Consider the following 18191-nt stretch of genomic DNA (forward strand, 5'->3'; position numbering starts at 1 on the left):
ACGGTGTGGATGTCGAGCATGGGCACGCGCACGGGCAGGCCGGCAACCTCGGCCTCGCTCGAGGCCTGCGGCTCACCGTCCACCAGGGCGACGTCGGTGGAGGTACCGCCCATGTCGAAGGAGATGATGCGGTGAAAGCCGCTGCGCGCGGCCATGGCTGAGGCCCCCACCACCCCGCCCGCCGGTCCGGAGAGCACGGTGCGCACGGGCTCGCGCGCCGCCGCCGCCAGCGCGGTGATCCCGCCGCTGCTCTGCATCACGAAGACCCTGCTCGACCCGCGCCCATGACCGCCGATCCGCCGTTCCAGGTTCTCCAGGTAGCGCTGCATCGCGGGCTGGAGGTAGGCGTTGACCACCACCGTGCTGGCACGCTCATACTCCCGAAATTCCGGGAGGATGGCGTGCGAGACCGAGAGCGGAACCCGCAAGCTCTCCAGCGCTCGCGCCACGGCGCGCTCATTGGCCGGGTTGGCGAAGGAGAAGAGCAGCGAGATGGCGACCGCTTGCGGCTTCCGGCGCTTCACTGCCGCGCGCAGCGCGCGCAGTTCGGCGGGCGTGGGGCGCTCCAGGATGTGGCCGTCGGCGGCGGTGCGCTCGGGCACGCCGAAGCGGCGCTCGGCGGGCACCAAAGGCTCGATGCGATCGAAGAAGAAGTCGTAGAGGCGGGGGCGGGCCTGGCGCCCGATCTCGATGGAATCCTCGAAGCCCGCCGTGGTCACGAAGGCCACGCGGGCGCCGTTGCGTTGCAGCAAGGTGTTGGTGCCGACGGTGGTGCCGTGCAGCAGAACCAGGCCGTCCTCCGCCGGAGCCTGGCGGATCGATTCCAGAATGGCGCGGGACGGATCGGCGGGCGTGGAGAAGACCTTGTGCAGGCGCACGCGGCCGCCTTCGAACCACAGGCAGTCGGTGAAGGTGCCGCCCGTATCCACGGCCACGCGCAGGGGCGAGCGGCGGCCGTTCTTTCTAGGAGGGCGAGGCATATCGGCTCAGGGTTCCCGCTGCTGAGAACGGCGCGATTCTAGCACGCCGTTATGGGGCGAGTTTCTTGTCCATGAGCAGGGCATCCAGCGTGTCCAGGTAGTAGCGCGGGAGAGTCTTGAGGACGGCGTACTGGTGGCGGTTGTAGAAGGCGATGGCGGCGGCGTTGTCCACCGCGACCTCGAGCAAGATGCGCTTGCATCCCTGCTCGGCAAGGCGTCGTTCGGCCGCCGCGAGCAACTGCGAGCCCAGGCCGCGGCGCCGCGCTTCCTCCAGCACGTCGATGGTGATGATGTGCCCGTTCCCGCGGCGGTCGCGCGTGGCCAGGACAAAACCGACGATGTGGGCCGAGCCGCCGGCCTCCGCGATCTCTCCGGCCAGGGTGAAAGAGCCTGGGATCCCCATGTACTCCGCCAGTTCTTCGCGCGAGTAGGCGATGCCGGAGGAAAAGCACTCCTGGTCGATCTGCCAGAGCCGGTCGAAGTCGGGCAGGCCGGATTCGCGGATGCGCAGCATCAGCCCGCCATTCTAGAAGAGCAACGGGGTCCTTCGCTTCGCTCAGGACTTCGCCTGCGGGCTCAGACGCCCGCAGGACGGCTCAACTTCAGCTGCCCGCACGCCGCGTAGATGTCGCGGCCGCGCGGGCGCCGCACGAAGGCCGGGATGCCAGCATCCACCAGCACCTGCTGGAAGGCGCGCACGCGCTCCTCCGCGGGCGTACCGAAGGCGATCTCCGGGCCGGGATTGAGGGCAATGAGGTTCACCTTGGCGCGCAGCCCGCGCATCAGTTCCACCAGCTCGCGGGCGTGCTCGGCCGCGTCGTTCACTCCGTCGAGCAGAACATACTCGAAGGTGAGCCGTTCCCGGTTGCGTAAGGGAAAAGCGCGCGCCGCCGCTAGCAGCGCCTCCAGGTTCCACTTGCGGTTGATGGGCATCAGACGCGTGCGCAGCTCTTCGTTAGGGGCGTTGAGGGAGATGGCCAGCTTGGGGCGGATCTCTTCCTCCCCGAGATCGGTGACGCGTGGCGCGATGCCGGAGGTGGAGACGGTCATGCGCGATTCCGGGATGCCGACACCCTGCACCAGCAGACGAACCGCCTTCATGAAGTTGTCGTAGTTGAGGAAAGGCTCGCCCTGGCCCATGAAGACCAGGTTGACGCGCTCGCGGCCCACTTCCACACCGCGCTCCTCCAGCACCGCCAGCACCTGGCCCACGATCTCGCCCGCGCTCAGGTTGCGGCGCACGCCCAGCAACGCCGTCATACAGAACTTGCAGTCCACGGCGCAGCCCACCTGGCTGGAAACGCAGATGGTGGCGCGGTCGAAGGCGCGGGCGGGCGCGCCGGTCTGCGCCTGCTCTCCGGCCTCACTGCCGTCGCCGGCCTCGCCACCGTCGCCCTCCGGCATCCACACAGTTTCCACTGACTGCCCGTCGGCAAACTCGATGAGGTAGCGCACGGTGCCATCGGCGGAGGCGTACTGGCGCGCGATCTGCGGCCGTCCCACCTCGAAACCCTGCTCCGCCAGTTGTGCGCGCAGGCTGCGCGGCAACGTGGAAATGCCCTCCAGCGCCGGCGTACGATCGGCATAGAGGGCGTGGAAGAGCTGGCGCGCCCGGTAGTCCGGCTCCCCGCTGGCCTGCACGATGCCGGTAAGTTCCTGGATATCCAGGCCCAACAGCGCGGTCTGTTTGCCCTCCGGCATGCATCCAACCCAGTGAGCGGCAGCTCCGACCCAGCGTCCGGGGCTTCGGCTAACTTATTAGAGCAAAAGGACTTAATTCGCCAATGACGACGCCATCCCGCTGTGCCACAATGATACAACCAACACTTCGGGCGGCATAGGGGCATCGGCGAAGGACGACCATGGTTTCCGACGCGCGCAAGATCAAACGCGAGGTCTTGCCCAATGGGCTGACCATCCTGAGCGAGGAGATGCAGCACATTCGCAGCGTCTCCATCGGCATCTGGGTGAAGACGGGCTCGCGCGACGAGACCGCGGAGGCCAACGGCATCTCCCACTTCGTCGAGCACATGGTCTTCAAGGGCACCAGCAGCCGCAGCGCCGAGGACATCGCCCGGCAGATCGACTCCATCGGCGGCAACATGGACGCCTTCACCGCCAAGGAGTGCATCTGCTTCAACGTGAAGGTGCTGGATGAGCACGTGCCCATCGCTTTCGACGTGCTCAGCGACCTGGTGCTCAACCCCGTTTTCGACGAGAAAGATATCGCCCGCGAGCGCGGCGTCATCCTGGAAGAGATCAAGATGGACGAGGACAACCCCGACTACCTCGTCCACGAGATCTTCACCCAGAACTTCTGGAAGGACCATCCCCTGGGCAAGCCCATCCTGGGGACCAAGGAGACGGTGCGGCACTTCGAGCGGCCGCTCCTGCTGGACTCCTATGAACGCGGCTTCACGCCCAACAAGCTGATCGTGGCCGCGGCCGGCAACCTCGACCACGCCCGCTTCGTCGAGCTGGTGGAGAGCCGCTTCCGGCACCTGAAGGCCTTCCGCAACGGCGACCATCAGGCGGCGCCGAGGGTCACTCCCCGCATCGTCACCCGCAACAAGAAGGAGCTGGAGCAAGTGCAGATCTGCGTGGGTGTGCCCTCGCATTCCATCTCTCACCAACGGCGCTACGTGTCGTATATCCTGAATACGCTGCTGGGCGGCGGCATGAGCTCGCGGCTCTTCCAGAACATCCGCGAGCGCCAGGGCCTGGCCTACGCCATCTTCAGCGAACTCAATCCCTATCGCGATACCGGCTGCCTCTCGGTCTATGCCGGGACGTCGCTGGAGTCGGCCTCCAAAGTGGTGGATTCGATCATAGGAGAATTCCGCAACCTGAAGGTGCAGGTGGTGCCGGAAGAAGAGCTGCGGCGGGCCAAGGACCAGCTCAAGGGCAGCCTGATGCTCAGCCTGGAGTCCTCCACCGCGCGCATGTCCAACCTGGCCCGCCAGGAGATGTACTTCGACCGCTTCTTCGACATGGACGAGATCATCGAGCGCATCGAGCAGGTCACGGCCCAGGAATTGATGCAACTCGCCGAGGAGTACTTCCACACCGACCTGGTGGCCGTGACCGTGCTGGGCAACTTGGACGGCCTGAAGATCACCCGCGAGCAACTGGCCTGTTAGTGCGGGGCCGCCAGCACCTGCTGCGCTTCCTTTTCCCTGCCCTCCCGCTGCAGCACGCCCGCCAGGGCAAACCGGTAGCCGGTGATGAAGGGGCGCAGCTCCAGCGCGCGGCGGAAGTCCGCTTCCGCCTCAGCCAGGTTCCCTTGCTGCAGGCGCAACAGGCCAAGGTGGTAGAAGGCACTGGCCGGTGGGGGCACGCCCTGCGCCTCCTGCAGCGCGATGGCGCGGGAGAAGTAAGGTTCCGCGTCCTCCAGCTTGCCCAGATAGGCATAGCTGAGGGCCATGTTCAACTGGATGCGAGCGGAACCGGGGTCGGCGGCCAGCAGTTGCTGGTAGAGGCTCAGGCTGGCGGGATAGTCGTGGCGCGCGAAGAGCTCCGCAGCCAGATACTCCTTCGCCAGGAGGTTGTGAGGGGCGCGCTCCACCGCTCGTTGCCACAGGACCAGCTCATTCTCCCAGCAGGCACTGTAGCGGAAGGTCGCCACGCCCAGAGTGACCGCCAGAAGCAGGGCTACGGCCAGTTGTCCCCAGGGAGCACCCTCCGCGCTCCGCGGAAGTGGCAGCCGGCGGATCGCCAGGGCTAGCAGCATGGCGAAAGCGGCCGAAGGAATATAGAGCTGGCGGTCGTGGGCGTAGTCGTGCGGCTGGAAGACGGCCAGCCCGGCCAGCGCGGGCAGCAGCGCCCCACCTATCCAGAGCAGCAGAAACTGCCGGCTGGGGGACTTGCGGGCCACCAGCGCGATCACGGCCGCCGCCAGGGCAAGTCCCAGCACAGGCACGCCCACGTTCGCCCAAGTGGCTTGCTTGACCAGCTCGAGGTCGTAGAGCGGGCTCAGACCGAAGGGCCACACCAGCTTCTTGAGATAGAACCAGAGCACCAGGGGCGTGGTCAGTACGACTTCACGCGCCGAGGCCGGATGGGTCGGGTGAGCAAAGCCCTGCAGCACCGCCCAGCGCGCTCCCAGGTAGGCCAGAACCAGAACAAAGTACGGCAGCGACCATGCCAGCGACGCCGCCAGCCTTTTTCTCCCTGACGACGAGCCCGGAGCCAGCAGCCACTCATAACAGAAGATCAGCCCGGCCACCGCAGCCGCAGTCTCTTTGGTCAGCAGACCTAAGGCGAAGAGCAGCAGGGATAGCCAGAACCACCAGCGCCGGTGCGGTTCCTCCTGCCGCCACTTCAGATAACAGAGGAAGGAGGAGAGAAAGAAGAGGGCGAAGAGCATGTCGCCGGTGCTGGCGACCCAGGCCACGTCTTCCACGTGGATGGGATTGACGCCGAAGAGCAAGGCAGCGAGGGCGGCTGCAAGCGGGTCCCGCAACAGGCGCCGCCCCAAGCAATAGACCAGCACAGTGGCCAGCAAGTGCATGGCGATCCCCGCCAGGTGCCACCAGCCCGGGATGGAGTCGAACAGGTGATATCCCAGAGTGAGCCACACCCAGATCACAGGGCGGTAGTAGCTGCCGTGCCAGGCGGGATCCACCACGCTCCAGGCCTGCTGCAAGAAGTAGCCGGGAACATTGCTCCAGGACTGCAGGCGCGGGTTCAGGACGATCTCGGCGAAATCGTCGAAGACAAAGTCGAAGGTGATGGTGCGCAGGTAGGTCAGCCCGGTCAGGAGCAACGCCAGGCGAAGAGCCACGGCCGGACGGAGAGTGAGTCGGCCCAGCCGGAAGCCCTCCTCCGGCTCGGCGCTTGTGCTTTGTGGGGAGACCATCTTGCCTCAGGACACGGTCCGCCAAGAGACGAGCATCATCATGCCATACCGGGAGAACCGGTGGCGGCGGCGAAGGGAGCACGCTCGCGCCCGGGCGCAAAACAAAAGGGAACAGTGGACCGGTTAGGTCCACTGTTCCCCTGGCTTGTACCCTCCCCCAGGTACTTCGCCAAACTGGAGCCCTTACTGCAGCGGCGCGTCGTTGGAGGTGGCCGCGGCGGTCGCGTTGAAGCGAATCACGCCCGACTCATCCGAGAAGAAGTGACGCGTACCGGTCTGACCCGCGGTGATGGGGTCCGCCGTGACCTGATAGACCACGTTGGGAGCGGCGGTCGTCCCCAGAGCGCCCGGGTTGGGAGTGGCAAAGGTGTAGCCACTCTTCTGGTTCGGAGCCTGCGACAACACCGAGTCGAGCAAGCAAGCACTGGCGGCCGTAGGCGGGTTGGGGCAGGGATTCGGGCCACCCAGGTTGACCAGGGGCGCGAAGCCGGTGCCGTACGTCGAGGAATAGGTGACCTGCGACGTGTTGATGGTGCGGACCGAGCCCACCGCCGACGCTTCGTTGGCGGCAATGCGCGAACGCAGCAGGTTCGGGATGGCGATGGCAGCGATGATCAGAATGATCGCCACCACGATCAGCAGCTCGATCAACGAAAATCCCTTCTGTCTCTTCATGTTCTCCTCATCCTCTCTTGTTACAAGAGTGTATGAACTTGCTCTCTGGAAGCCTGAAAGTCACGGGACATTGTTCCGCGCCCTTCCGGCTCATGGGCCTCTCTTTGGCCGCAGTAAAGCGCAACTCAGATACCAAAGCCGCCCAGCCACTCCCCTATTGTCACAGCCATAGATTTCAGCCACTTACAGCCATGGAGGTTACTTTCGTGGGTGGCGCTTCCGGTCAGGAATGCCGGGATACGGCGGGCCCGGGTGACAAAAAGTGTCCTGCAGCCAGCCCGGTCGGCGCGGGCCGGGCTCGACTCGCGTCACCATCCCACGCACCGGGATCCGCAAGCGCGAGCCCGGGCCGAAGCGAGGCGCTGTACGATTCCCGAGCTGCCGGAAGGGTTTGGCTATAATGAGACGAAGCCTTGCTCTTCCGAGTTCCCAGTCGAAATTTCTATGCTGGCGATCGAGACCCTTCAGCTTGAGAAGACCTACACGGTGGGCTTCTGGCGCAAGAAGGAGAGGCGCGCCCTGATGCCCCTCAACCTCGGGGTGGAAGAAGGCGAGATCTTCGGGTACCTCGGGCCCAACGGCGCCGGCAAGACCACAACCTTGAAGCTGCTGATGCACCTCATCTTCCCCACCGCTGGAGGAGCGAGGATCCTGGGCCTCGACTACCGCGATCCCCGCGTGAAGGCGCAGATCGGATTTCTTCCCGAGCAACCTTACTTCTACGATCATCTGACGGCTCCCGAGTTGCTGGACTATTACGCCCAGCTTTCCGGGGTGCCGGCGGGCGAGCGCCACCGCCGCATTCCTGCCATGCTGGAACGCGTGGGGCTGAGCGATGTGGGCCGGCTGCAGTTGCGCAAGTTCTCCAAAGGCATGCTGCAGCGCGTGGGACTCGCCCAGGCCATCCTGCACAATCCCAAGGTGCTGTTCCTGGACGAGCCCATGTCGGGGCTGGATCCCATCGGCCGCCGCGAGGTACGCGACCTCATCCTGCAGCTCAAGGAGGAAGGCAAGACCATCTTCTTCTCCACCCACATCCTGGCTGACGCCGAAGCGCTGTGCGACCGGGTGGCCATCCTGTACAAGGGCGAGTTGCGCGGAGTGGGCAGCATCGCGCAGCTCGCGCCCGCTGGTCCGGCCCGCGTCGAGGTGGTCTGGCAAGGCGGCGACGCGGTGGCGGCGGTGCGCGGCATGGGCGCCGAGGTCCATGCCGCGGGCGAAGAGATGCGCGCAGTGCTGCCGGAAGAGGAGCTGGACTTGGTGATCGACGCGCTGCGCCGCCAGCACGCCCGCCTGCTCTCGGTCACGCCCGTGCGCGGCTCGCTGGAAGACTACTTCCTCGAGAAGCTGGGTCAGCCCGCGGGGGTGAGCTCATGACCGCGCGCATCGCCAGCATCGCCTACAACACCTTCCGGGAAGCGGTGCGCGACCGCGTGCTCTACAACCTGGTCTTCTTCGCCCTGCTGCTGGTGGGCTCGGCGCTGCTGTTCGGGCAGATCTCCATCGACATCGAGCGCATCGTGCTGGTGAACCTGGGGTTGGCGGCGGTCTCCATCTTCGGTGTGGTCATCGCCATCTTCATCGGCATCGGGCTGGTCTCCAAGGAGATCGAGAAGCGCACGCTCTACACCGTGCTCTCCCGTCCCGTGGCCCGCTGGGAATTCATCGTGGGAAAGTTCCTCGGCCTGAGCGGGACGCTGATCGTCAACACCTTCTTCATGGCAGTGGGCTTCTTTCTTGCACTGCTCTACCTGCAGCATCACTTTTCCGCGCCCGATGCCTACCTGCTGGTGGCCATCTACTTCATCATCCTTGAGTTCCTCATCATCACCGCCCTGGCGCTGTTCTTCTCCTCGTTCTCCTCGCCGCTGCTCTCGGCGGTGTTTGCGTTCTGCGCGTTCATCATCGGCACCTTCGCCGAGGACCTGCGCGGCTTCGCCGCGATGACCAGCGGCGTGACGCGCTGGCTGGCCACCGGGGCGGCCTACCTGGTGCCCAACCTGGCTCCGCTCAACGTGATCGCCTCGGTGGCCCATCAGCAGCCGGTGGCGGGCGCGCTCATTTTCCACAACACTTTGTACGCGCTGCTCTATGCCGGTGTGGCCGTCTGCGGCGCGGTGCTGGTCTTCGAGCGCAGGAACTTCAAATGAGCTCCTCGCGCCGCATCACGACGGTCTTCAGCGCGCTGCTGCTGCTCTGCCTGGCGGGACAGGCGCTCAGCGTCCGCAGGCTCGACCGCCTGCGCGAAGGCGCGACCTTGCAGGAGGTGCTCTGGATCCCCTCGCCCAAGATCGTGAAGCGCCTCAGCCTGGGCTACACCGGGCTGATGGCCGACATCTACTGGACGCGCGCGGTGCAGTATTTCGGGGGCAAGCATCACGCCCGTTCGCAGGAGTACAAGCTGCTGGAGCCGCTCCTCGACATCACCACCACGCTCGACCCGCACCTGGTGGTGGCCTATCAGTTCGGCTCCATTTTCATCTCCCAGCGGCCTCCGCAGGGCGCGGGCGATCCTGACGCCGCCGCGGCCTTCGTGGAGCGCGGCATCCGCGAAAATCCCGACGCCTGGCGCCTCTATTACGGCCTGGGATTCATCCACTACCTGGAGCGCCATGATTACAAGGCGGCGCAGGAGGCGTTCCAGCGCGGCTCGCAGGTGCCGGGTGCGCATCCCTTCATGAAGGTGCTGGCTGCGTCCATGGCGCAGCGCGCGGGCGAGCGCGAAACCGCCTTCTACTTGTGGACCATGATCTATGACACCAGCACCGATCGCATGATGCGCGACAACGCCCTGCGCCGGCTGGAAAGTCTGCGGGTGGACGACGACGTGGACCACCTGGAGGCGTTGGTACGCCGGTACCAGGCCCAGACCGGCCATCCGCCCGCCTCCTGGTTCGAGATGATCGCAGCGGGGGAGTTGCCTGGCCTGCCGCTGGACCCGCTCGGGAAGCCTTACAAGCTCGCGCCTGGCGGCCGGGTCGAGGTGCAGTCCCCGGGCGACTTCCCCTTCATCACGCGCGGGCTGCCGCCAGGCGTCGCCCCCAGTCCCCTGCTCGCCCCGGAGGCTCCTCCGCCGGGCCGCGGGGTTCCCGCCGGCCGCAAGCCATGAGGAAAGCCTCCCTGATCCTGCTGGCGCTGGCGTTGCTGGGCGTGCCGGCCTCGGCCCAAGAAAGCGTCGACCGGATCGCGTCCGCGGTGGACGACCACTACAACCATCTCAGTTCTCTGGTCACGCAGTTCACCGAGAGCTACCGCGGCGCCGGCGTCTCGCGCCAGGAGTCGGGCACGCTCTGGTTGAAGCGCCCAGGCAAGATGCGCTGGGAATACCAGCAGCCCCGGGTCAAACTCTTCGTCAGCGACGGTAAGACCGCCTACTTCTACGTCCCGGGGGAGCGCCAGGTACGCAGGGCCGAGGTCAAGAAGCTCGATGACCTGCGCTCCCCGCTGCGCTATTTGCTGGGTAAGACCAAGTTGAAGAAGGAGTTCGAGGGGCTGTCGCTGGCTCCCGACCAGAAGCCCTCTACCGCCGGCGATCTCGTGCTGCGCGGCGTGCCCCGCTCCCTCGAGCAGGTGGACGAGGTGCTGCTCGAGATCACCCCGGAAAACCGCATCCGGCGCATCGTGGTGCGCGAGGTCGACGGCTCGGTCACCGAGTTCAGCTTCGCCGATCCCCAGGAGAACGTCAGCTTGCCGGACGCACGCTTCACCTTCTCGCCGCCGCCCGGCGTGGAGACCATCGAGACCACGGACCTGGCGCCCTGAACGGCGAGGTCCGGCTTTTCCCTCCCCCACCGCTCCCGTATACTGGGCGCGCAGAAATCTCCCTCCCGGAAGGACGCCCGTGAGCAGCGCTCTCCCGCCGCCTCCGCCTCCCTTCACCATCTCCCGCCGCGCCCAGGCCCACGCCATCACCGCCAGCTTCCTGGGCTGGACACTGGATGCCTTCGACTTCTTCATCCTGGTATTCATGATGGACCGCGTGGCCGCCGACTTCCACGTGGACAAGGCAGCCATCGTAGCAACCCTCACCGGCACCCTGGCCCTGCGTCCGGTGGGCGCGCTGATCTTCGGCATGCTGGCCGACCGCTACGGGCGACGCCGCCCGCTCATCGCCAACGTCATCTGCTTCTCTCTGGTGGAACTCTGCTGCGGCTTTGCTCCCAACTACACCGTCTTCCTCCTGCTGCGCTGCCTCTACGGCATCGGCATGGGAGGCGAGTGGGGGGTGGGCGCGTCGCTGGCCATGGAGATCGCGCCGCAGGGCCGGCGTGGCATGCTCAGCGGCATCCTGCAGAGCGGCTACTCCATCGGCTACCTGCTGGCGGCGGTGGCCGCCTGGGCCATCCTGCCGCACTTCGCGCCGCACCTGGGCTGGCGCGTGATGTTCTGGTCGGGTGGCTTGCCCGCCCTGCTCGCCTTCTACATCCGCACGCGCGTCCCGGAGTCGGAAGCGTGGAAACAGCACCGCGCACCCTCGGTCTCGGCGCTGCTGCGCACCCTCGCGGGCCACGGCAAGACCTTCGCCTACCTGGTCGGGCTCATGACCCTGATGATGTTCCTCTCCCACGGCACCCAGGACCTTTATCCCGACTTCCTTCACGAGGTCCACAAGTTCTCGCAGGGAACCGTCTCTTCCATCGCCATCTTCTACAACGTGGGAGCGGTGCTGGGAGCAGTGATCTTCGGGCACTTCTCGGAGAAGGGGCGGCGGCAGAGCATGATCGCTGCGCTGGCCCTCTCGCTGGTCCTGATCCCGCTCTGGGCCTTCGGGCGCGGAGCCGCCTGGCTCGCCCTAGGGGCCTTTCTGATGCAGGTGGGTGTGCAAGGCGCCTGGGGCGTGATCCCAGCGCACTTGAACGAACTGGCCCCCGACTCCGCCCGCGGCCTCATGCCGGGGCTGTCTTATCAGTTGGGCATCCTTTTTGCCGCTCCGGTCAACTCGATCGAATACTACCTGCGCGACCGCCTGGGCTATCCCTCGGCACTGGCCCTGTTCGAGACGGTCGTCATCGTCTCCCTGGCTGCGGCCCTCCTCCTGGGCCATGAGCAGCGCGGCCGTAGCTTCTTCCATCAGGCCGGGAGCCCGGCCTCCGCCCCGTGAACCGGGAGCCGGCAAGTGATAGACTTGTAAGATACGAATGGCGGAATTCCTGGTCAAGATGGCCGACGAGCGCGGCCACGTCCTGCAGCAACTGGAGACGGGGCGCTCCGAGGTCGAGGTGCGGGAGCGGGTGGCGCAGCAGGGGTTCCTGGTGTACTCCGTGCGTCCGCGCGGGGTGCTGGCCCCTGGGGGCGTCCGCCTGGGCCGCCGCCGCATCAAGCACGGTCCCTTCGTCGTCTTCAACCAACAGTTCCTCACCCTGATCCACGCCGGGCTGCCCATCCTGACGGCCATCGACCTGCTCCTGCGCCGGCAGCGCGATGCCCGCTTCCGCGCCGTGCTGGAGAACGTGCGCGAGCGCCTCAAGAGCGGCGAGCCCCTCTCCGAGGCCTTCTCTTCCCAGGGATTGTTCCCTTCCATCTACACCACCACGCTGCTGGCCGGGGAGAAGAGCGGCAACCTGGAAGAGGTGCTGGGCCGCTACATCGCGTACCAGCGCTTGACCACCAGCTTCCGCAAGAAGCTGCTGGCTTCGCTGGTGTATCCCGCTCTGCTGTTGGCCGCCATCCTGGTGATGCTGACCTTCCTGCTGACGTACGTGGTGCCGCGCTTCGCCGAGCTGTTTGCCACCTTCCACGCCGATCTGCCGCCCCTCACTGTCTTCATGATCTCCGTGGGCACGGCGCTGCGCATGCACTTCGTCTTGTTCCTGGGGGGTATCATTCTGTTGGGGCTGGGGCTATGGTGGTGGAAACAGAGTGAGCGCGGAGGGCGGCAGTTCGACCGCCTCCGACGCTCCCTGCCGGTGGCCGGCGAGATCTGGCTGCGTTACCAGGTGGCGATGTTCGCTCGCACCCTGGCCACGCTGCTCAGCGGCGGCCTGCCGCTGGTTCCCTCGCTGGAGACTGCCGCTGCCTCCATCGACAGCCCGCTGATGTCGGCGGCGGTGCGCGATGCCGGGCGCGGCGTGCGCGAGGGCAGACCTCTCTCCGCCAGCCTGGAGGACACGCACGTCTTCCCCGACCTGGCGGTGGAAATGATCGAAGTGGGCGAATCCACCGGCGCCCTGCCCGCCATGCTCAACTCGCTGGCGGAGTTCTTCGAGGAGGACGTGCAGACCGCGATGGCCGCGGCCATGTCCCTGGTCGAACCCATGGTCTTGATCGTGATGGCGCTGGTGGTGGCCTTCGTCCTGATCTCGCTCTACCTGCCGATCTTCAGCCTGGGGGCAGGCGCGGCGAGCTGACCCGGAGTCTTATGCCTGAGAAGAAACCACTGTTCGTGGGCGGCAACGGCGGCAAGGCCACCGAGAGTGGAGGCAACGAAGAGGTGCGGGCGCGCGACCTGGCCCGCCGCTACCGCTGCGAGTTCGTGGACCTGCGCAATTTTCACATCCAGCACGAACTCTTCCGCTCCATCCCCGTGGACATGATGTTCCGCTACAACTTCGTCCCCCTGGAGGAAGCCGCGGACGGCCGGCTGGTCATCGCCCTCGCCGATCCCAGCCGGCTGATGATGATCGACGAGATCGCGCTGCTGCTCGGCCGGCGCATCGTGACCAAGGTGGGAACGCTCTCGCAGATCAGCGACATCCTCAAGAAGACCGAGCAGTCGCAGCGCGTGCTGGACGAGGCCAGCGAGGGCTTCACCCTGGACGTTATCCGCGAAGACGAGAACGGCGAGGAGACCATCTCCATCGAGCGGCTGACCGCCGAAGGCGACATCAGCCCCATCATCCGCCTGGTCGACACCACCATCTTCACCGCCTTGCAGCGGCGCGCCAGCGACATCCACATCGAGACCCGCGACGACTCCGTCATCATCAAGTACCGCATCGACGGAGTGCTGCAGCAGGCCATGCAGCCCATCGCCCGCGAGCACCACACCACCATCATCTCCCGCATCAAGGTGATGAGCGAGCTCGACATCGCCGAGCGCCGCGTGCCCCAGGACGGCCGCTTCCGCGTGAAGTACAGCGGCCGCTTCATCGACTTCCGCGTCTCCATCATGCCCTCCGTCCACGGCGAGGACGCCGTCCTGCGCGTGCTCGACAAAGAGTCCATGAGCGAGAAGTTCCGCCAGCTCACCCTGGATGTGGTGGGCTTCGACGAAGAGACCCTGCGCCGCTTCCGCCGCTACATCGCCGAGCCCTACGGCATGGTGCTGGTCACCGGGCCCACCGGCAGCGGCAAGACCACCACCCTGTACGCCGCCGTGAACGAGATCAAGACCGACGAGGACAAGATCATCACCATCGAGGACCCGGTCGAGTACCAGATCCGCGGCGTCACCCAGATCCCGGTGAACGAGAAGAAGGGCCTGACCTTCGCCCGCGGCCTGCGCTCCATCCTGCGCCACGACCCCGACAAGATCATGGTGGGTGAGATCCGCGACACCGAGACCGCACAGATCGCCATCCAGTCCGCTCTGACCGGCCACCTGGTCTTCACCACCGTCCACGCCAACAACGTGGTGGACGTGATCGGGCGCTTCCTCAACATGGGAGTCGAGCCCTACAATTTCGTCTCGGCGCTCAACTGCATCCTGGCGCAGCGGCTGGTGCGCGTCATCTGCCCCGCCTGCCGTCAACCCAAGACCTACGCCGCAGACGCGCTGGAAGCCAGCGGCCTCGATCCCAAGGTCTGGGGCAAGTTCCCCTTCTATGAAGGCGACGGCTGCCTGGAGTGCGCCGGCACCGGCTTCCGTGGCCGCACCGCGATCCACGAACTGCTGGACCTGAGCGACCGCGTGCGAGAGATGATCCTGGCCAAGAAGCCGACCTCCGAGATCCGCCGCGCCGCCCGCGAAGAGGGCATGCACTTCCTGCGCGAGTCCGCGCTCGACAAGGTCAAGGCGGGCGTGACCACGCTCAAAGAGATCAACAAGGTGACCTTCATCGAGACCACCCGCTGAGACCGCATGACCCCCACTGCCACAACCCGGCCCCGGCTGGCCTGCGAGATCCTCTCCGACCGCGTGGTGGCGGGTCGCGCCTCCGAGAAGCGCGACTACCTGGAGCTTTACAGCACGCGCCCGCTGCCCGGCGGCGCCGTGATCCCCAGCCTGGCATCCGCCAACGTCGCCGATGCCGCAGCGCTCCGCCAGGTGCTGGCCGACACTCTGGCGGCGGTCGCCGGCGGTTCCCGCGATCTGGTGGCGGTCATTCCCGACGCGGCCGCGCGCGTCTTCCTGCTGGATTTCGATACCCTGCCGGAGCGCCCCTCCGAAGCCTCCGCCGTGGTGCGCTTCCGCCTGCGCAAGTCCCTGCCTTTTGACGTGGAACGCGCCCAACTGTCCTTCCAGGCGCGGCGCAGCAATGGAACGGTGAAGGTGGTGGCCGCCGTGGCTTCCGCCACCGTCATCGGGGAGTACGAGGGGCTCTTCCGCGACGCCGGCTACAACCCGGGCGTGGTGATGCCCTCTATGCTGGCCGCACTGGGACCGCTGGAGGCCGGGCGCCCTATCTTGGTCGCCAAGGTGGATGCCGGAAGCATCACCGTCGCCATCGCGCAGCAGGAGGAGCTGCGCCTGCTGCGTACCCTGGAGAATCCGCACGGCACCGCCATCGACGGGCGGCAACTGGCCGACGAGATCCATCCCTCCCTGGTCTTCTTCCAGGACAACTACGGCGCTCCCATCGAGCGCATCCTGCTCGCGGGAACTCCGTTGCTGGACCAGGTCGCGCGCGCGCTCGAAAGCCAGTCCGGCATCGCGGTGGAGCCGCTGGTGACCTCCCGGTACCTGGGGACCAGTCTCTCCGGCGAGCGCGAGTCGAAGAGCGTCCTGGCGGGCGTGCTCGGGGCCCTGGTGGGATGAGCATGCGCCTCGAGATCAATCTCGCCACCCGGCCCTACGAAGATGTCGGCCGCTTCTGGCTGCAGTGGGGAGTCCGGCTCGCAGTCGTAGGCGTGCTGACCCTGGTCCTGCTGCTGTTCACGGCTTCGGCGTGGAGGCAGGGGCGCGCTGTGAACCGCCGCATCGACCAGGCGCGCCAGCAGATCGTGTCGCTGGAAAAGGAGAAGGAGCAGGCCGAAGCCATCCTCAACCAATCCGGCAACCGCGAGACCCGGGACCGCTCCGCCTTTCTGAACACTCTCATCGCACGCAAGGCGTTTTCCTGGACCCAGGTCTTCGCCGACCTGGAAACCATCATGCCGCCGCGGCTGCACGTGGTCTCCATCGCTCCCGACCTGACGGAGGACAACCGCCTGCAGGTGCACTTGCGCGTGGCCGGTGAGTCTCGCGATTCCGCCCTCGAACTGGTGCGCCGCATGGAATCCTCTCCGCACTTCCGCACTCCCGAGATCGAAGCGGAAACCGCCCAGGCCCCGCCGCAGACCGGGGTGGAGTTCGAGATCGTCGCCCGCTACACTCCCACGGCACAGAAGGGGAGGCCGTGATGGCCGACCTGGCGCGCACCCGGCGATCCCTGACCGTCGTCCTGGCCGTATTGCTGGCCGCGGACGTGGCCGCGGCCGCCTTCCTGCTCTCTCCCTGGGGCCGCTCCAAGGGCGAGCGCGAGGAGGAGTACGACCGCGTGCACGCGCAGCTTCAGGCCACCATGAGCGAGGTCCGGCCGCTGCAGGGCATCGAGGGGAAACTCGACCGCGCCCGCAAGGACACCGCCGACTTCTATGGCCAGCGGATCCCGGCGGAGTCCTCGGCCGTCTCCGCCGAATTGGGCAAGCTCGCCCAGGAGAACTCGGTGCAGATCTCCCAGGTCAAGTATGACTTCAAGGACACCGACATTCCCGGGCTGCAGCAGGTGAAGATCGCGGCCAAGCTCGATGGCGACTACCTCAAGGAAGTGAAGTTCATCAACGCACTGGAGCGCGACAAGATGTTCTTCATCCTGGACGGCGTCACCCTGGAAGAGGCCCAGGGCGGCGCCGTGCACCTGGACCTGAAGATGGAAACCTATAGGAAGGCGGGGCAGTAGAGATGCGCCCGGGTACGGAGAGCCGGGGCAAGGTGATCGCGGCCGTGATCATGGGCGCGTTGGCCCTGGTGCTGCTGGTGCGCATGCTCCTGCCAGTCTCACCGGCTACGCCGGCGCCGGCAGCGCGTCCCCAGCCACAGGAGGCCCGCCGCTCGGGCGCCCGCAGGGGCGCGGCGGCTGCGACCGCTTCCCTCGATCCCACGCTTCGCCTCGACTTGTTGCAGGCTAGCGAGAACACTGACTACGCGGGCAGCGGGCGCAACATCTTCCGCCCCTACGAGCCCCCGCCCCCGCCGGTCTCACCCAAGGACCGGAACAAACAGGCGGAGTCCTGCATCCTGTTGCACCCCGGCTGCCCGGGCTATGTGCCGCCGCCGCCGCCCATCACGCTGAAGTTCTTCGGCTTCGCCAGCGGCGCCGGCGGAACCAAGAAGGTCTTGCTGGCGGATGGAGACATCGTCTTTGTGGCCCGGGAGGGCGACATCGTCAACCGCCGCTACAAGATTCTCAAGATCTCCAGCAACTCCGTGGAGGTCGAGGACGTGCTCAATAACAACCGCCAGGTCCTTTTCCTGGCGCAGGGACCGGGCTCATAGAGGTGTGAGGGCGTGAGGATCTGGGGTGGCGTTCGCGGGCCAGGGCGGCGAGAGCGCCGCGGGCAGCAGGGCTACGTGCTGCTGGTCATCCTGCTGATGCTCGCCCTGCTGATGATCGCCCTGGTGGCGGTCGCGCCCCGCATCATCCAGCAGATCCGCCGTGACCGCGAAGAGGAGACCATCCACCGCGGCACCCAATACGTCCGCGCCATCCGCCTCTTCTACCGCAAGTTCGGCCGCTATCCCACCTCGCTCAAGGAGCTGGAGGGCACCAACAACATCCGCTTCCTGCGCCAACAGTACAAGGACCCGCTTTCGCCTAACGGCGAGTGGCGCATCATCCACCTGGGAGAGGCCAAGGTGATCCCGACGGGATTTCAGCCGTCGCCAGGCACCACCCCCGGTCAGCCCGGCACCGGGACGGGGACTTCGGGAACGCCGGGACAGCCGTCCGCGCCCGCTGCCGGCTCCGAAGGAACGCCGGCCTCCTCCGGTTCCTCGTCGGGATCGACCTTCGGAGGCGGCGCCATCGTCGGCGTGGCCCCGCTGAACAACGGCATCTCGGTCAAGGAACTGAATGGCAAGAGCCATTACAACGAGTGGGAGTTCGTCTACGACCCGCGCTACGACCTGACCAACCGCACGCTTGTCCTCCCTGGCGGAGTCCCGGCTGGGGCGCCGGGAACACCGCAGCCCGGCCCCGGACAGCCCGGCACGCCGCCCGGTGGCCCGGTGACTCCGCCTCCCATGAACCCGCGCTGACGCGGCAGGGACTCCTTCCTCAGCACCCGGAGCGGCAGCCAATCAGGCTGACAGGCTCTATCGGCTCGGCCGCGTCCCGCGGTCCTTCCACATCAGGCGCAGGTCTTCGCGGATCTCTTTTCCACCCAACTGCCAGAGCAGGAGCAGCGCCGCCGCGAGCGCGGCCGCCATCACCAGCGGCCGGTAGGCCGCCGGCCACTTGACCGCGGCCACTGCCAGCGCGCCGCCCACCACCGCCAGCGCCGCCAGCAGCCGCCCGCTCCGCCAGGGCAGCGCGAAG

General features: G+C 66.5%; 19 protein-coding genes. 13 read left to right on the forward strand and 6 right to left on the reverse strand.

Going from position 1 to position 18191, the window contains the following annotated elements:
* The 3 genes from VEG08_03815 to rlmN all read right to left on the reverse strand — a co-directional run.
* Positions 1-980 (reverse strand): hydantoinase/oxoprolinase family protein (locus VEG08_03815; protein HXZ27109.1); only part of this gene is annotated, 980 nt, incomplete at its 3' end.
* Between the two features lie 49 nt (positions 981-1029).
* Positions 1030-1494, reverse strand: a complete 465-nt coding sequence (locus VEG08_03820; GenBank protein HXZ27110.1) for a GNAT family N-acetyltransferase — start codon at positions 1492-1494, stop codon at positions 1030-1032.
* 62 nt (positions 1495-1556) lie between these two features.
* The gene (gene rlmN / locus VEG08_03825; protein ID HXZ27111.1) at positions 1557-2681 is read right to left on the reverse strand and encodes a 23S rRNA (adenine(2503)-C(2))-methyltransferase RlmN; all 1125 of its coding nucleotides are present in this window, start codon (positions 2679-2681) and stop codon (positions 1557-1559) included.
* Positions 2682-2842: 161 nt separating this feature from the next.
* Between rlmN and VEG08_03830 the strand changes: the two genes are divergently transcribed.
* Entirely contained in the window at positions 2843-4120 is a 1278-nt protein-coding gene (locus tag VEG08_03830) for a pitrilysin family protein (protein HXZ27112.1), read from the forward strand.
* Here VEG08_03830 and VEG08_03835 read toward each other — a convergent pair.
* Complete coding sequence (locus VEG08_03835) at positions 4117-5763, reverse strand: tetratricopeptide repeat protein (protein ID HXZ27113.1); 1647 nt, start codon at positions 5761-5763, stop codon at positions 4117-4119. The genes VEG08_03830 and VEG08_03835 overlap by 4 nt on opposite strands.
* Positions 5764-6021: 258 nt before the next feature.
* A complete protein-coding gene (locus VEG08_03840) occupies positions 6022-6513 on the reverse strand; it encodes a prepilin-type N-terminal cleavage/methylation domain-containing protein (GenBank protein HXZ27114.1) in 492 nt (163 codons plus the stop codon).
* A 444-nt stretch (positions 6514-6957) separates the two neighbouring features.
* Here VEG08_03840 and VEG08_03845 point away from each other — a divergent pair, with 444 nt between their 5' ends.
* From VEG08_03845 to VEG08_03900, 12 genes are all read left to right on the forward strand, one after another.
* Entirely contained in the window at positions 6958-7890 is a 933-nt protein-coding gene (locus VEG08_03845; protein HXZ27115.1) for an ABC transporter ATP-binding protein, read from the forward strand.
* Positions 7887-8663, forward strand: a complete 777-nt coding sequence (locus VEG08_03850) for an ABC transporter permease subunit (protein ID HXZ27116.1) — start codon at positions 7887-7889, stop codon at positions 8661-8663. Before VEG08_03845 ends, VEG08_03850 begins: the two co-directional genes overlap by 4 nt.
* Positions 8660-9622, forward strand: coding sequence for a hypothetical protein (locus VEG08_03855; GenBank protein ID HXZ27117.1), 963 nt, complete (start codon positions 8660-8662; stop codon positions 9620-9622). The genes VEG08_03850 and VEG08_03855 overlap by 4 nt, the downstream gene beginning before the upstream one ends.
* Positions 9619-10275 carry an outer membrane lipoprotein chaperone LolA gene (lolA, locus tag VEG08_03860; GenBank protein HXZ27118.1) on the forward strand — a complete coding sequence of 219 codons (657 nt, stop codon included), beginning with the start codon at positions 9619-9621 and terminating at the stop codon, positions 10273-10275. The genes VEG08_03855 and lolA overlap by 4 nt, the downstream gene beginning before the upstream one ends.
* 79 nt (positions 10276-10354) lie before the next feature.
* Positions 10355-11614 (forward strand): MFS transporter, encoded by a 1260-nt coding sequence (locus tag VEG08_03865; GenBank protein HXZ27119.1) that lies wholly within the window; start codon positions 10355-10357, stop codon positions 11612-11614.
* A 37-nt stretch (positions 11615-11651) separates the two neighbouring features.
* Positions 11652-12860, forward strand: a complete 1209-nt coding sequence (locus VEG08_03870) for a type II secretion system F family protein (GenBank protein HXZ27120.1) — start codon at positions 11652-11654, stop codon at positions 12858-12860.
* Positions 12861-12871: 11 nt separating this feature from the next.
* Entirely contained in the window at positions 12872-14527 is a 1656-nt protein-coding gene (locus VEG08_03875) for a GspE/PulE family protein (GenBank protein HXZ27121.1), read from the forward strand.
* Between the two features lie 6 nt (positions 14528-14533).
* A complete protein-coding gene (locus tag VEG08_03880; protein ID HXZ27122.1) occupies positions 14534-15430 on the forward strand; it encodes a hypothetical protein in 897 nt (298 codons plus the stop codon).
* A gap of 2 nt (positions 15431-15432) precedes the next feature.
* Positions 15433-16014: a PilN domain-containing protein gene (locus VEG08_03885; GenBank protein ID HXZ27123.1), complete on the forward strand. Its 582-nt coding sequence runs from the start codon at positions 15433-15435 to the stop codon at positions 16012-16014.
* On the forward strand, positions 16014-16553 hold the full coding sequence (locus VEG08_03890; protein HXZ27124.1) for a hypothetical protein: 540 nt from the start codon (positions 16014-16016) through the stop codon (positions 16551-16553). The genes VEG08_03885 and VEG08_03890 overlap by 1 nt, the downstream gene beginning before the upstream one ends.
* A gap of 2 nt (positions 16554-16555) precedes the next feature.
* Positions 16556-17149 carry a hypothetical protein gene (locus VEG08_03895; GenBank protein HXZ27125.1) on the forward strand — a complete coding sequence of 198 codons (594 nt, stop codon included), beginning with the start codon at positions 16556-16558 and terminating at the stop codon, positions 17147-17149.
* A gap of 75 nt (positions 17150-17224) precedes the next feature.
* Positions 17225-17911 (forward strand): hypothetical protein, encoded by a 687-nt coding sequence (locus VEG08_03900; protein ID HXZ27126.1) that lies wholly within the window; start codon positions 17225-17227, stop codon positions 17909-17911.
* A 57-nt stretch (positions 17912-17968) separates the two neighbouring features.
* On the opposite strand, the gene VEG08_03905 is transcribed toward VEG08_03900, so the two are convergent.
* On the reverse strand, positions 17969-18191 hold a 223-nt coding region (locus VEG08_03905), incomplete at its 5' end, for a hypothetical protein (GenBank protein ID HXZ27127.1).

Source organism: Terriglobales bacterium (assembly GCA_035624475.1).
Lineage (GTDB): Bacteria > Acidobacteriota > Terriglobia > Terriglobales > Acidobacteriaceae > DASPRL01.